Annotated in this window: 11 protein-coding genes; 5 read left to right on the forward strand and 6 right to left on the reverse strand. The window is 59.6% G+C overall.

Features of this window, described 5'->3' with window-relative positions:
* Window positions 1–173 precede the first annotated feature (173 nt).
* From BQ5379_RS03605 to BQ5379_RS03630, 6 genes are all read right to left on the reverse strand, one after another.
* Complete coding sequence (locus BQ5379_RS03605; protein WP_071135526.1) at window positions 174–1,766, reverse strand: hydrogenase large subunit; 1,593 nt, start codon at window positions 1,764–1,766, stop codon at window positions 174–176.
* A gap of 2 nt (window positions 1,767–1,768) precedes the next feature.
* Window positions 1,769–3,202 (reverse strand): complex I subunit 5 family protein, encoded by a 1,434-nt coding sequence (locus tag BQ5379_RS03610; RefSeq protein ID WP_083377560.1) that lies wholly within the window; start codon window positions 3,200–3,202, stop codon window positions 1,769–1,771.
* 13 nt (window positions 3,203–3,215) lie between these two features.
* Complete coding sequence (locus BQ5379_RS03615; protein WP_071134181.1) at window positions 3,216–3,848, reverse strand: hypothetical protein; 633 nt, start codon at window positions 3,846–3,848, stop codon at window positions 3,216–3,218.
* Between the two features lie 191 nt (window positions 3,849–4,039).
* A complete protein-coding gene (locus tag BQ5379_RS03620) occupies window positions 4,040–4,948 on the reverse strand; it encodes a respiratory chain complex I subunit 1 family protein (RefSeq protein WP_071134182.1) in 909 nt (302 codons plus the stop codon).
* Between the two features lie 12 nt (window positions 4,949–4,960).
* A complete protein-coding gene (locus BQ5379_RS03625; RefSeq protein ID WP_071134183.1) occupies window positions 4,961–6,892 on the reverse strand; it encodes a proton-conducting transporter transmembrane domain-containing protein in 1,932 nt (643 codons plus the stop codon).
* An 80-nt stretch (window positions 6,893–6,972) separates the two neighbouring features.
* Window positions 6,973–7,731: an RsmE family RNA methyltransferase gene (locus BQ5379_RS03630; protein WP_071134184.1), complete on the reverse strand. Its 759-nt coding sequence runs from the start codon at window positions 7,729–7,731 to the stop codon at window positions 6,973–6,975.
* A gap of 86 nt (window positions 7,732–7,817) precedes the next feature.
* Between BQ5379_RS03630 and BQ5379_RS03635 the strand changes: the two genes are divergently transcribed.
* The 5 genes from BQ5379_RS03635 (at window position 7,818) to BQ5379_RS03655 (ending at window position 14,033) form a co-directional block, all read left to right on the forward strand.
* Window positions 7,818–9,923 carry a M3 family metallopeptidase gene (locus tag BQ5379_RS03635; RefSeq protein WP_071134185.1) on the forward strand — a complete coding sequence of 702 codons (2,106 nt, stop codon included), beginning with the start codon at window positions 7,818–7,820 and terminating at the stop codon, window positions 9,921–9,923.
* Between the two features lie 204 nt (window positions 9,924–10,127).
* The gene (locus tag BQ5379_RS03640; protein WP_071134186.1) at window positions 10,128–11,042 is read left to right on the forward strand and encodes a porin family protein; all 915 of its coding nucleotides are present in this window, start codon (window positions 10,128–10,130) and stop codon (window positions 11,040–11,042) included.
* 694 nt (window positions 11,043–11,736) lie between these two features.
* Window positions 11,737–11,892: a 50S ribosomal protein L34 gene (gene rpmH, locus BQ5379_RS03645; RefSeq protein ID WP_027290172.1), complete on the forward strand. Its 156-nt coding sequence runs from the start codon at window positions 11,737–11,739 to the stop codon at window positions 11,890–11,892.
* Between the two features lie 95 nt (window positions 11,893–11,987).
* Window positions 11,988–13,115, forward strand: coding sequence for a CofH family radical SAM protein (locus tag BQ5379_RS03650; RefSeq protein ID WP_083377562.1), 1,128 nt, complete (start codon window positions 11,988–11,990; stop codon window positions 13,113–13,115).
* Between the two features lie 153 nt (window positions 13,116–13,268).
* The gene (locus BQ5379_RS03655; protein WP_071134187.1) at window positions 13,269–14,033 is read left to right on the forward strand and encodes an SDR family NAD(P)-dependent oxidoreductase; all 765 of its coding nucleotides are present in this window, start codon (window positions 13,269–13,271) and stop codon (window positions 14,031–14,033) included.
* Window positions 14,034–14,448: the final 415 nt, after the last annotated feature.

Consider the following 14,448-nt stretch of genomic DNA (forward strand, 5'->3'; position numbering starts at 1 on the left):
GCACAAAGATACAGCTTTGTACGGAACTCCCGCGAATATCCGCACATTTTACCGTTCGTCGCGCAGTGCGCGGACCGTACTGCGCCTCTCTCCCAGGCATACCTCATTCGCTGAAAAGAGCTGACGGGGAGCACAACAAACCCGCGGGATGTCCGTCTGCGGCTCCGGACGAATCAGAGGTCGTGTCCGCAGTAGGAGAGGTTGAAACTCTTGTTGCTCACCGGGAAGTCCGAGATCTGGGCACCGCGCACCGACAAAGCCAGCATCATCCAGTTGTGAACCGAAGGGTCATAGACTTTGTAGGTGGCCACCTGTCCGTCGGGATCGGTCAGCGCCGCATGGCAGATTTCGCCGCGCCACCCCTCGACCAGCGAGAAGACCAGCGAAGCAGGAGCCAGCGTTTTACCGTAATCGGGGGCAGGGTATCCTTCGAACCACCGTCCGGCCAGCGACTTGCAACCCGCCATGATCATGGCGTAGGAGACCTCCGCTTCGCGCAGCCGCATTTTAAGACGCGCCAGCAGGTCACCGTTGACCCCGTCGGCCTCGGCATCGATCATCACCGGTTCGAAATCCGCCAACGGGTAGAAATTGTGTGCGATGCGGACGTCACGGCGCACACCCGCCATACGGGCAGCCGGTCCGACAGCCCCGACCCGCAGGGCCTGTTGCCGCGTCACGGGACAGATGCCTTCCAACCGGGCCAGCACCGAAGGGGTCGAGAGCAGGTCGCGCCCCACGGTCCGGTAACGTTCGATCACTTCGGTCAGTGTCGTTTCGATATACTTGGCACGCTCCAGCGTCAGCCGATAGTTGGCGCCGAAGGGACGCACCAGCCCCTTGCCGAAGCGATTGCCGCACCACTGCTGCATCGAGTTGATAACCAGCGTACGCAACGCTTCGCAGGCCACGTGACCGGTCTGATAGGCAAGGTCCATGCACAGGGCCGCGGTGTCGCCGATATGCACGGCCATCCGCTCCATCTCCAGCGCGATGGCCCGTTCGCAACGGATCACCTCGCTACCCTCCCAGCCATCGGGCGCCACGCCCGATTCGAGAATCCCGGCCATCGCCGTTGCGTGGCCGACCACCGTATCCCCGGCAATGCTTTCGCCCAGCAGGATCTGCCGCAGCCGGTTCGGCGTGGCGGCAATCAGCGACTCCACGCCGCGGTGCTGGTAGCCCAGGGCGATCTCCAGATGAACGATCCGCTCGCCGTCGCACAGGAAACGGAACGCTCCGGGTTCGATGATGCCGGCATGGACGGGTCCCACGTGCACTTCGTGCAGCTCTCGGCTGTCGATCGAATAGAAGGGATAGGTGTCGATCGAGTCGTCGCGATGATGGCGGTTGAAAGGATAGCGCAGCGGCTTGTCCCACGGCGCCCCGCTGAAATGCACGCCGTAGAGTTCGGCGATTTCACGTTCAAAAACGTGCAGCGCCGGAATATCTTTGGCCAGCGATTCGGGAAATCCCTCGTGATAGTAATCGAGCACATGGCCGGCGACCAGTACGTCGGCCTCGGCATCGCGCGCCACCAGCACATAAAAGGCGAGTCCGCCCGACTGCTCGTCGCGCACGGCGAAATAGGCCACACAGCGATTCGTCTCGCTGAACGACCCGTCGGCCTCGATCAGCAGGGCGCGCATGCCCTCCGCAAAGGCCGGATAGGGCAACATCGGCACGTCGGCCAGCGCCACTCGTCCCACACCGCCGGTCTGTGCCGGACGGCAGGCGAGCCATCTGTCCAGAATCTTGTTTTCCATCATCAGTAAACGATCGTATCAATCAGTTCGACCAGCGCAGGCGCCTGCCACACTCCGGCCACGAAGGTCAGCAGCACCAGCAGCAGGAGGATGACCGACAGCAGCGGATTTCGGGCGTCGGTATTAAGTTTTGACAAGTTTGCCGGCCGCGACACCAGCGGCAGCATCTTGACGCAAAGCCAGTAGATCACGGCCACCAGCAGCAGCGCCACGGGGATCATCACCCACCACAGCCCTTCGGCCAACATGCCGGTGAGGATCAGGTATTCGGTCCGGAAAAGCACCGAAGGGGGCATGGCGATCAGCGCGATCAGGCAGCAGACGAGCACCAGCGCCCCGAGCGGGTCGGCCCGGAAATAGCCTCCGTTGCGAGCCGCCTTGTAGCTGCCGTACATTTTACCGACCACGCTGATTTGCAGCATGAACGACCCCTTTATCAGGGTATGCGCCAGAGAGTGCAGTACGGCGGCCCACACGCCGAGTCCTCCGATACCAAGTCCCAGCATCATCAGCCCGCTGTTTTCGACCGTCGAGTAGGAGGCGAGCCGTTTGAGGTTTTTGGTACGTCCGAGATAGACGGCCGCCATCAGCAGGGAGAGCCCGCCCAACAGCAGCAGCACATGTCCGGCCCAGGCAGCCAGCGCGTCGGATCCCTGAAGGGTTTTCCAAACGCGGAACACGGCAACGAAACCGCCTCCGACCAGCGCCGACGAGATAAAGGCCGACGCGGGCGTCGGGGCGCTGTGGTTGGCATCGACCCCGACCGTGCAGAAGGGGAAAATCTCCAGTTTCGAGCTGTATCCGATCAGGATAAAGAGAAACGCCAGTTTGATATAGAGCGGATTTCCGGCTCCGGCCGCGATGGAACGGGTCAAACCTGCATAGGAGAGATCGGCAGCGGCTTCGTGCGTTCCGGGGAGCTCAACGGCCACGACGGCACTCAGCAACAGGATCCCCAGATAGGCGATGGCAATTCCCACGGAGCTGACGAAGATGTATTTCCACGTGGCCTCCAGACTGCGCATCGTCCGGCGATGGTAGGTCAGGCCGGCCGCAGCCAGCGTGGTGGCCTCGAGGAAAATCCAGGTCACGGTGATGTCATTGGCAAAATAGACGCCGGTCAGGGCCAGGTTAAGCGCAATGAACGAGATGAGGTAAATCTTGCACTCGCGGAGCGACTCCCGGTCGAGGTACCGACTGCTCTGCCAGCAGGCGATCCACCCCACGAGGGCCATCAGCACATAATAGGTCACCCCGAGGGTGTCGAGCGTAAAGTAGGTCAGGATCGTTGTTCCGCGGTTCAGCACGGCCCACGTTGCGAAAGCGGCCTGCACCAGAAAAAACAGCTGCGCACAGAACTGCACGTAGGCGCGCCGCCGGGCCAGGGCAACGAACAGGATGACAACCAGGGATACGATCAGCAGGTTTATCAACATGGCGGGTAAGGGATCAGTCTTTGATGGAAGAAAGTTTTTCGTTGTCGAGGTTGGGCAGCCGGTCGCCGATCTTCGAGAGGAAGAGGCCGAGCATCAGCACGCCCATCAGGATGTCGAGCAGGATGCCGACGTTGACCAGCATGGGGAGTTCGGCGCCGACGGCCAGCGAAAAGAGGAACACGGCGTTTTCGATAATCAGGAATCCGACCAAATGCGAAAAGATACGCTGACGGGTGGTGATGAGCAGCAGACCGGCGAGCAGTCCGAAGAGCGACACCCCGAGGAAGAGCGTGTTAGCCTGCGAATCGCTCACCCAGTGGGTCAGCGAGAGACTGGCCACGAGGGCCACCACCGACAGCAGGATCGACACGAAGGCCGACATCGATTTACGGCTCACGCGGTTGATTTTCGTATTCCGGATGATCCGGAACAGCAGGTAAGGCACCAGAATCCCTTTACACAGGAGCGTTTCGGCCACGACAAAGATCTTGGCGCCCCAGCTTTCGCCCGGTCCGAGCTGCATCAGGGCGATCCCCATCAGCAGCCACCCCTGGAGCCCGACGAGCCAGGCATAGTGGCGGAAACGTTCGGTCACAGCCAGGTAAAGCAGCGACACGGCGTAGATGATAATGAAAAGCAGTAACATATCCGTTTCTGTATTTTATTCCTTCGCGGGTCGATCGTCCAATCCGGAGTTTCGATCCTACTATCTCTTTATCAGCCCCTTACAGACCGAAATTCAAGTCCTGACCGATTTTTCCACACAGCAGGAGTTCAGACCCTCCCCCACTCGCCTTCTGCCCCACCGGCGGAATCGACAACCGCTTCGTGATTTCTTTACATACCACTGGTCATCAGCACATAGGCCACAGCGAAGCCCAGCAGGCCAATGGCCGAGACCGTCACCAGATAGGTGGCGTTTTTGGTCATTCGGTTGCGGGCCATGAAAGACTCGATGGCCCCGATCACCACCCCGTACACCACCATCGCGGCCAGAAACCACCCCACCAGCATCCACCCCGTCGTTCGGGCCGGGATCAGCGCATTGACCACCAGCATGCCCCACATCGAGAGTTTCAGCCAGCCGGCGGCATGGATGAAGGCCAGGTCGACCCCCGAGAGGTCCAGCACCATCGCCTCGTGTACCATGGTCAGCTCCAGGTGGGTCCGCGTATCGTCCACCGGCACGCGCCCGTTCTCCACCAGCGCCACATTCAGGAAACCGTAGGCCAGAATCAGAGACAGCATCAACAGGTTGACCGACATGTTGTCGAATTTGGCGAAGATGGCACTGAAGGAACCGTAGCCGGTCACCATGGCCAGCGTACCGATCAGCAGGAAGAAGCAGGGTTCCACCAGCATCGAGAAAAGCACCTCGCGGGCCGATCCCATACCCTGGAAACTGCTGCCGCTTTCGAGCGCCGCCAGCACCAGCGCCAGTTTCCCGAACGCCAGCAGGTAGGAGAAGACGATGAAATCGCCGTCGAAACTGATCGCGGCCGGGAAGACGCCGAGCGGCAGCATCAACGACGCAGCCACGGCCGAAGCCAGATAGATGGCCGGAGCCACACGGGTCAGGACCGTGGCCGAGGTGCTGTAAATTTCGCCTTTGCCCAGCAGCACCCCCAGCGTCAGCAGGGGCTGGAAAAAGCGCACCCCGGTGCGACCGGCCAGCCGTGCCCGGGTTTTGTTAATCACCCCTTTCACGAACAGGGCACTCACCAGTATCAAAACAAAAGGTATCATAGCGTCAAAACGTTACAATGCGCCGCAGAGCGACAGGATCAGAATCAGAATCAACAGCAGCAGACCGTGTAACACATAGTGGTTCGTCTTACCGGTCTGGAACAGGGCCAGCCGGGCGGTCCAGCGGCGCAGCTCGTGGGCAAACCACTTCGTCACGGCACGCGCCGTCGTATCGCGGTCTTCGGTAGCGAAGGTGTGTCCCGCGGGGAAGATCTCCTCTTCGGCCAGTTCGCGCACCTGCCGTTCGGCACCGCGTTCGCCCCACATGGTCTGCAACTCACGGTTGTACGACGAGGCGGTATATTGCATCCGCTTGCTGGGCACCGTGAAGGCACATCCCCACGTCGGCCGCCGCAGCGTCGCCACGCGGGCACGACGGTTCAGACACCACTTCAGCCCCAGCAACAACACCGTGAAGAGCAGTACGCCGCCCATCACCCACTCGATGGAGATCATCGTACCGATCACCGGCTCGGCGTAATAACGCGCCCCAAACAGCGCATCGGCATTTTCGAGCACCAGATAGGGATAGAGGATCGGGCCGACCAGAATTCCGGCCAGCGGCAGCACCTGCGCCAGCAGCATCACGGCATTGACCTCACGCGCATCGCGTGCCGAGCAGGCCCGCGGATTTCCGAGGAACGTGATTCCGAAAGCTTTGGTAAAGGCCATCAGGGTGAGTCCGCCGACCAGCGCCAGCGCCACGATCCCGGCAGCTGCCACCACGATCAGTTCGCCGCGTGCGATCGATCCGAACAGGCCGTCGTAGAGCACGAACTCCGACGTGAAGCCGACCATTCCGGGCACCGTGCAGATGGCCAGCGTGGCCAGCAGGAAAAGCGCCCCGGTCACGGGCATCCGTTTCAACAGACCGCCCAGACGGTTCATGTCGCGGTGGTGGGTGGCCGACATGACCGAACCGGCCCCCAGGAAGAGCATCGTCTTATAGTTGGCGTGCCCCAGCACATGGAGCAGGGCCCCGCCGAGACCGGCATAGGCGATGAAATCGCTGTTCATAGCACGTCCCAGCGTACCCAGTCCGATACCGATACAGATGATTCCGATATTTTCGATCGAGGAGTATGCCAGCAGCCGTTTGAGGTCGGTCTGCACGGCAGCCCGCGCAATCCCGAACACGGCGGTCACGATTCCCAGCACGAAGACCAGCAGACCGGCCGCAGCGATCGCCTCGGGCGACAGGGCCAGCGCCGCCCGCACAATCCCGTAAATCCCCATCTTGATCATCACGCCCGACATGAGGGCCGAAACGTGCGACGGAGCGGCCGGGTGTGCCACGGGCAGCCACATGTGAAGCGGAAAGATACCGGCCTTCATGCCGAAGCCGGCCAGAAAGAGCAGAAAGATCGGCAGGCTCATGCCCCCACCGGCAAAGAAGGCTTCACCGCCGCCGGGAGCGGCAAAACCGCCCAGCAGCAGGAAGAATCCGATGTGCATCAACACCAGGTACCCGACAGCGGCATGGAGCACCTCTTTGCGGTGGCCGTCGAACATGACCAGCACGAACGAACTGAGGGTCATGAGTTCCCACCAGAAGAGGAATTCGTACACACCGCCGGCCCGCACTACGCCCAACATGGCGTAAAACATGGCCACGAGCGAGGCAAAGTGGAGCCCCACCTGCGACTGGCTCTTTCCGCGGGCATGGTCGGGGAGGTAGCCCACGGCATAGACGGCACAAGCCACGCCGCTAATGGCGACGGCGAGCGCAAAGACGCCCCCCAGCGCATCCAGTCCAGGGAGCCAGCCAGCCGAACCGCCCGTGGCTCCGGGCATAACGATATGCGTCACGCCGGAGACCGCGGCCACGACCGCGCCCACAGCGATGGCGATTGCCGCCACGATTCCCTTGAATCTCGTTCCCGGCACCACGAACGCCAACAGGGCGCTCAACGCCAGAAATGGAAAAATTTCTCCGATTGTCATATACCTGTCGTTCTCCGTATTTATTCCCCGCCTCGCAACCCTCTACTCTTATATATAGGTGTTTCTTCCCCCACCGGGCACTACCGTTCGCCGGCCATCTGAGCCATGGCGGCCGCCATCACGCCGGCCGTTTCGGTCCTCAGCCGGCTTTCGCCCAGCGTCACCGGCACAAAACCGGCCGCCCGCGCCCGTTCGATCTCAGCCGGGGAGAAATCCCCCTCCGGACCGATCAGCACACAAAAGTTTTTCCGGCCGTCAGCTGCCGACCGGCACATCGAGTCAAAAAGTCCGACCCGTGCTTCGAGCGGCGTCCCTTCGTCGCAATAGGCGACAAAACGTTCGACCGTCTCGCCCCCTCCCGCCGCACCGGCTACCGAAGCGATAAATTCGCCAAAGGGGGTCAACTCGTCCAACTGCGGGACGTAGGCTTTAAGCGACTGCTTCACGGCACTCAGGACAATCTTTTCACCGCGGTCGCGCCGCAGCACCTTGCGTTCGGAATGTTCACAGAGCAACGGAGTGATGCGGTCGATCCCGATTTCGGTCGCCTTTTCGAGGAACCATTCGTAGCGATCCGTATTTTTGGTCGGAGCGATGGCCACATGCAACCGATAGGGACGCCGTCCGTGCCCCTCCTCGCGCGAAACGATCCGCACCAGACACGCCCTGGCCGTACTGCCCTCCATCACCTGCGCCACACACCAGGCACCCCGACCATCGGTCAGCTGCACCTGTTCACCGGCCCGCAAACGCAACACCCCAACCGCATGACGCGACTCCTCGGGGCCGAGTTCATAGAGCCCAGCATCCGTCAGATCAGGAGTATAGAAAAGATGCATCGTCTTTTTGAAAGTAAAAATAAGTCGTACTTTTGTCCTATAATAGTGCCAAAAGTACAATATAAACCTCATAAAAACCAAAAAAAGTGAACCGACTGACCCTGTCCGCCCTCGGTGCGGCCGCTCTGCTGACCGCCTGCGGTAGCGGCAAGACCGACACCACCAACCCCTTCTTCGGCGAATGGACCACCCCCTACGGCGTTCCACCCTTCGAGCAGATTCGCCCCGAACACTACATTCCGGCCTTCAACGAAGGCATGGCCCGCGAAAAGGCCGAAATCGACGCCATCGTGAACAATCCCGAGGCACCGACCTTTGCCAACACCATTCTGGCCTACGACAACAGCGGCGATTTTCTGACCCGCGTGAGCTCCGTCTTTGGCTGCGTCACCGGCACCGACATGACCCCCGAACTGGAGGCCATACAGGGCGAAGTGTCGCCCCTGCTGACCCGCCACAACAGCGACATCAGCCTCAACCCCCAGCTCTTCCAGCGCGTCAAAGCGGTCTATGAAGGTCGCGACACCCTCTGTACCGACAGCCTCCAACGCCGACTGACCGAAAAAATGTACCGCAACTTCGTCCGCAGCGGTGCCGAACTCTCCGCCCAGGATCAGGCCCAGCTACGCCAGATCGACGAACAACTGTCGCTGCTCTCGATCCGCTTCGGCCGCAACCTGCGTGCCGACAACGGCGACTTCGTACTGATCATCGACCAGCAGGACGACCTGAAAGGACTGCCCCAGAACGTCATCGATGCCGCAGCCGCCGAAGCCACCCAGCGCGGCCAGAACGGCAAGTGGGCCTTCACGCTCGACAAACCGAGCATGATTCCCTTCCTGCAGTACGCCGAGAACCGCGACCTGCGCGAACAACTCTATAAAGGATACCTCACCCGCTGCAACCACGACGACGCGAACGACAACAAAGCCATCCTCGACTCGATCGCTAACCTGCGTCTCCAGCGAGCCAACCTGCTGGGCTACCCCACCCACGCCGCCTATGTGCTCGAACGCCAGATGGCCCAAAGCCCCGAAGCCGTCTATGCGCTGCTCAACGAACTCTGGACTCCGGCCCTCGACCGCGCCCGGGGCGAGCTGGCCGAGATGCAGGCCATCAAACTGGCCGAGACCGGCGACAGCAGCTTCGCCAGCTGGGACTGGTGGTTCTACGCCGAGAAACTCCGCAAGGCCAAATACGACCTCAACGAAGACGAACTGCGCCCCTACTTCGCACTGGACAGCGTGCGTAACGGCGTCTTCGGCCTGGCCACCAAGCTCTACGGCATCACCTTCCGCGAGCTGACCGACATGCCGAAATACAACCCCGAAAACCGCGTCTTCGAAGTGATCGACCGTGACGGTACCACCCACCTCGGCGTGCTCTACCTCGACTTCCACCCCCGCGCCGGGAAACGCGTCGGCGCCTGGTGCACCACCTTCCGCGGCCAGAGCTACGACTCGACCGGCCAGCGCGTAGCCCCCATCGTATCGATCGTCACCAACTTCAGCAAACCGACCGCCGACGCTCCGGCCCTGCTGACCCTCGACGAGACCGCCACCTTCTTCCACGAATTCGGCCACGGCCTGCACCAACTCTTCTCGATGGTTCCCTACCGCGGCCTGCGTGGCGTCGAACGCGACTTTGTGGAACTTCCCTCGCAGATCATGGAGAACTGGGCCATGCAACCCGAAATGCTCGCCCTCTACGCCCGCCACTACCAGACCGGCGAACCGCTCCCGGCGACACTGGCCGAAAAGATCCAGAAGAGCGGTCTCTTCAACCAGGGTTTCGCCACGGTCGAATACCTCGCCGCCTCGCTGCTCGACATGGACTACCACACCCTGACCACGCCCCAGCAGCTCGATGTCACCGCCTTCGAAGCCGCTTCGATGGGCGGTATCGGACTGATCCCGCAGATCGAGCCGCGCTACAAATCGACCTACTTCCAGCACATCTTCAGCGGCGGCTACTCGTCGGGCTACTACAGCTACATCTGGTCCGAAGCGCTCGACGCCGATGCCTTTAACGCCTACGTCGAGTCGGGCGACCTGTTCAACCCCGAAATCGCCGCCCGCTTCCGCACCCTGCTCAGCCGCGGCGGCACGGCCGACGGAGGCGTGCTCTACCGTGACTTCCGCGGTGCCGATCCCTCGAAAGAACCGCTGCTCCACCGACGCGGACTGAAATAAGTTTTCCGACACCCTTTTTGACAGGCAGCCCGACGGACAGATGGTCCGTCGGGCTGCCTGTTTTTCCCCTGTACTCGTGCCGGACATGGCACAACTTTTGTTGTAAAAATGTCGATAAATAGACCCATTCCCACCGGAAAAAACGTATATTTGTTCAATACTACATTTATAAACCGGCCGGCGGCCCACAAATCCGCAACTACCATGAAAAAACCGATCCTACTGTTCACCCTTCCGGCCATGGCCCTGAGCCTCGTGATTCCCACCGCCTCCGCCCAATCCGTGGAAGTGAGTGACACCATTCTCGACAACGGCCAGGAACTCGTTATTCGTAAAATCGGCAGTTCGACCTCCGAATCCTCCGCCTCGACCCAAATCACCGAAAGCCCCGAAAACCGCAACCTCGACATCAAATCGGTTCTGAAGGGCGACAACTCCAGCTACAGTTCGACCAAGCCCCCGAAACGATGGAAATGGCGCGGCGGACACTGGGCCGGCGTGGGCATCTATTATAACGGTCTGGTCAAAAACCTCGGGAGCCTCAGCCTGCCCGACGGCGCCGAATACATGCGCCAGACCCCGCAATCCATCGGCGTGAACGTCAACTTTGCCGACCTGACCATCGTCTCCAACCGCCACTTCGGGCTGATTACCGGTCTGGGCATGGAGATCAATAACTTCCGCTTCGAAAACAACATCGGCCTGACCCAAAACAGCGTCGGTCAGATCGTGGCCGACTACAGCTACGACGAAGCGGGCATCACCCTCAAAAAGTCGAAACTCACCACCGTCTACCTCAACGTACCGCTGCTGGCCGAATTCCAGTTCGGACGCAGCAAACGGAGCGGCAAATGCCCCGGATTCATCAACTTCGGTATCGTGGGAGGCGTTCGTCTGCAAAGCCACACCAAAGTGCAGTACCGCGACAGTGACGGCAAAATGCAGACCGACAAACAACACAGCGGTCTGAACCTGCGCAACTTCCACTACGGAGCCGAAATCAACGTCGGTTACAAACACATTGCCCTCTCGGCCCGGTACTATCCGCAGAGCATCTTCATGGCTGACAAAGGTCCCGACGTGCAACAGGTCAATATCGGTCTCTCGATTCTGTTCTAACCTCCTTTGGCCCCACACACGAAGCGCCCGGGAACAGTCTGTTCCCGGGCCTTTTTATTGGCTAGACATTACATTCAACACGAAAACAAACTTTCCTAAGACATACCACTCAATGTATTCGGCTCTGAGCCAAACCGCGTAATACGTCAACCAGCGTAAAAGCAACATGAGACAAGCCCCTGCTGTTCGGGCAAAGACGACTTATCCGGATACCGATAAAAACCACCTGAAACCACTTGCACTGTTCCATACACGACACGCCGACAAAACGTTACACCAAGCCGTAATTTTCAACACACTCACTTTTGCACCCTATCAATTAAACGCCTTTCATAAGTAAGTTTCCCCAACGTATCTCTATCCGAAATTCCTGTCAAATTATCTGATTAAGCTCTATGCTAGCAACATTTCCACACAAAACTCCACCCCATTACCATATAGAGCAGTTCACAGCCTGCGGCCCTACCAACCAGAAATCTTCGCCAGCATTTCGACACCGCAACCTCCCATTCACGGCAGTCCTCACCCCGACCCACGTCCCACTTTTTACCGGCCCGGCGAAAATAAAACACAAAACCTCACCACATTGCGCATTAACCGTATGGTAATCTAAAAATAAAATCGTATCTTTGCCCTGCATTTCCCGGTATAAAACCGGTAAAATCTTGAAAATTAAGATAATACAGAAATAACCATGAAAAGGACTTTCCAACCCTCGCAGCGCAAGCGCGTCAACAAACACGGTTTCCGTGAACGTATGTCAACCCCGAACGGCCGCCGGGTGCTGGCCGCACGCCGGGCTAAAGGTCGTAAAAAACTGACCGTATCCGACGAATTCCGTCAGGCATAACCCCACGCGAGGGAGAAATCCCCACGTCAGACCGAAATAACAAGCCCTCTTTTCCCCCGTTGGAAAAGAGGGCTTTTTCGTACCTTTGCGTCACTATGACAGACCAACTACTCCACCAACTGAACCTGAGTCCCGCCGTCGAACAGATCGCCGACGCACTCCTGCATACCGATATTCCCCACCGGCTCACCGACGCCGAAGCCCTGACCCTGATGCGCGAAGCCCCCATCTCGCTGCTCGGCACCCTCGCCGTAGCCCGCAAACGCCAGGTCTCCGGCGACAACGTGTACTACAACCGCAACATCCACATCGAACCCACCAATATCTGCGTCTTCAAATGCCGCTTCTGCTCCTACCGGCGCGGAGCCGGCGAACCCGACGCATGGTACCACGATCTGGATGCCGTTGAACGTCTCGCTGCCGAACGGCAGGGCGAACCCATCACCGAAGTGCACATTGTCGGCGGCGTTCACCCCAACCACGACCTCGACTACTACTGCGAGATGATCCGCCGCGTGAAACGAGCTCTGCCCCACGTCGTCGTCAAAGCCTACACCGCCGTCGAACTCCACTACATCATCCGCAAAGCTGGTCTCAGCCTCGAAGAGGGACTCCGAAAACTGCAGGAAGCCGGCATGGAGGCCATTCCCGGAGGAGGCGCCGAAATCTTCGACCCCACGATCCGCCAACAGATCTGTCCCGAAAAGCCGAACGCCGAAGAGTGGCTCGCCACGCACGAAGCCGCCCACCGGCTGGGCATCTCCACCAACTGCACCATCCTCTACGGCCACATCGAACAGTACGAGCACCGCATCGACCATCTGCACCGCCTGCGCGAGTTGCAGGACCGTACCCACGGATTCGACGCCTTCATCCCGCTCAAGTACCGCAACCTGCACAACTCCATGTCGGCCATCGGTGAAGTATCGCTGCCCGAAGACATGAAGATGATGGCCCTGTCGCGGCTCTACCTCGACAACATCCCCCACATCAAGGCCTACTGGCCGATGCTGGGCATCGGAGCCACGGAGCTGGCCCTCTCGTTCGGCGCCGACGATATCGACGGGACGATCGACGACACCACCAAGATCTATTCCATGGCCGGTGCCGAAGAGCAGCGTCCCCGCCTGACCACCGAACGCATGGAACAACTCGTTCGCTCGGCCGGCTTCGTACCCGTCGAACGCGACACCTTCTACCGACCCGTCGTCCGTAACAACTAAGCGACAACGATCGACACCGCATACCAGTTCTGTGTGCGGTCGATTATCGCTTCCTATAACTGTCGGAGCAGCAGCTCCCCAAAGACCATAGTAAAGACAAGTGCGGCGTGTATTTGCCACCGCGCAACCTCGCCACAAACACCACTTCACGCCATGAATACCCCCAAAACCGCCCTGATCACAGGAGCCACCTCCGGCATCGGCGAAGCCACCGCCCGCCGGCTCGGCGCCCTGGGCTACCGGCTGATCCTGACCGGTCGCCGCAGCCACCGTCTGGAGAGCGTCAAACGCTCCATCGAAGCCGAATGCGGCGCTGAGATTCTCGCCCTGACGTTCGACGTGCGCGATCGTGCCGCGGTCGAAGAAGCGATCAACCACCTGCCCGAAGCATGGCACAGGATTGATCTGCTGGTCAACAACGCCGGTCTGGCGGCTGGCCTCGAACATATCGACGAAGGCGACCCCGACGACTGGGACCGCATGATCGACACCAACGTCAAGGGGTTGCTCTACATCACCCGGCACGTCGTTCCGCTGATGCACGCAGGCAGCCACATTGTCAACATCGGATCGATCGCAGGACGGCAAACCTACGAAAACGGCGCGGTCTATTGCGCCTCGAAACATGCCGTGAACGCTCTCTCGCAAGGGATGCGTATCGACCTGCTGAAGCAGGGTATCCGCGTGAACCAGATTCGCCCCGGCATGGTCAATACCGAATTTTCGACCGTTCGTTTCCATGGCGACCGTGACCGTGCCGACTCCGTATATCGCGGCGTTACACCGTTGACAGGTGACGACATTGCTCGCGTCATCGAATGGATCGTCACCCTGCCCCCTCACATCAACATCAACGATATCGAAGTGATGCCCGACCAGCAGGCCGATGCCTACTACACCTACCGAAAAGAGCTGTAACGAAAGGAGTTGTAAAATTCCCCGTTCATCAAAATAGTCTCACTATTCCGCCGCAAGCACTCCGAATGAAGAGTTTCTAACGATACAAGCGATGCGAAGCATCGCACGCTCCGCCGCGAGCACGCGGACGCCGCCCGCGAAGGGCAGTCGGAGAACGGTTGCATTCACACGAAATAAAGCCCGCTCAAAGAGAAACGAACGATTCCGCCATTGGACGAATCGTTCGTTTCTCTCTTTATCGCGTTTCGCGGGCTACTGAATGCAGCACATCGAGAACAGTACGGAACTGCCCTCACGCCGGGCGAGCGGTGCCTTCGGGCACTCCGACAGAGGAATATTACCGCGAATAATGGTATTGCCGAATAATCATGTAATACGGCAATAAAAGGCCATACCCATACAAGGTTCTACCGAT

Source organism: Millionella massiliensis, assembly GCF_900104655.1.
Taxonomy (GTDB): domain Bacteria; phylum Bacteroidota; class Bacteroidia; order Bacteroidales; family Rikenellaceae; genus Rikenella; species Rikenella massiliensis.

Bases quoted from the DNA above. Each gene is read 5' to 3' on its own strand.
- BQ5379_RS03615 (WP_071134181.1), bottom strand. From the start codon at position 3,848: ATGTTACTGCTTTTCATTATCATCTACGCCGTGTCGCTGCTTTACCTG.
- BQ5379_RS03655 (WP_071134187.1), top strand. From the start codon at position 13,269: ATGAATACCCCCAAAACCGCCCTGATCACAGGAGCCACCTCCGGCATC.
- BQ5379_RS03620 (WP_071134182.1), bottom strand. From the start codon at position 4,948: ATGATACCTTTTGTTTTGATACTGGTGAGTGCCCTGTTCGTGAAAGGG.
- BQ5379_RS03610 (WP_083377560.1), bottom strand. From the start codon at position 3,202: ATGTTGATAAACCTGCTGATCGTATCCCTGGTTGTCATCCTGTTCGTT.
- rpmH (WP_027290172.1), top strand. From the start codon at position 11,737: ATGAAAAGGACTTTCCAACCCTCGCAGCGCAAGCGCGTCAACAAACAC.
- BQ5379_RS03630 (WP_071134184.1), bottom strand. From the start codon at position 7,731: ATGCATCTTTTCTATACTCCTGATCTGACGGATGCTGGGCTCTATGAA.
- BQ5379_RS03640 (WP_071134186.1), top strand. From the start codon at position 10,128: ATGAAAAAACCGATCCTACTGTTCACCCTTCCGGCCATGGCCCTGAGC.
- BQ5379_RS03650 (WP_083377562.1), top strand. From the start codon at position 11,988: ATGACAGACCAACTACTCCACCAACTGAACCTGAGTCCCGCCGTCGAA.
- BQ5379_RS03605 (WP_071135526.1), bottom strand. From the start codon at position 1,766: ATGGAAAACAAGATTCTGGACAGATGGCTCGCCTGCCGTCCGGCACAG.
- BQ5379_RS03625 (WP_071134183.1), bottom strand. From the start codon at position 6,892: ATGACAATCGGAGAAATTTTTCCATTTCTGGCGTTGAGCGCCCTGTTG.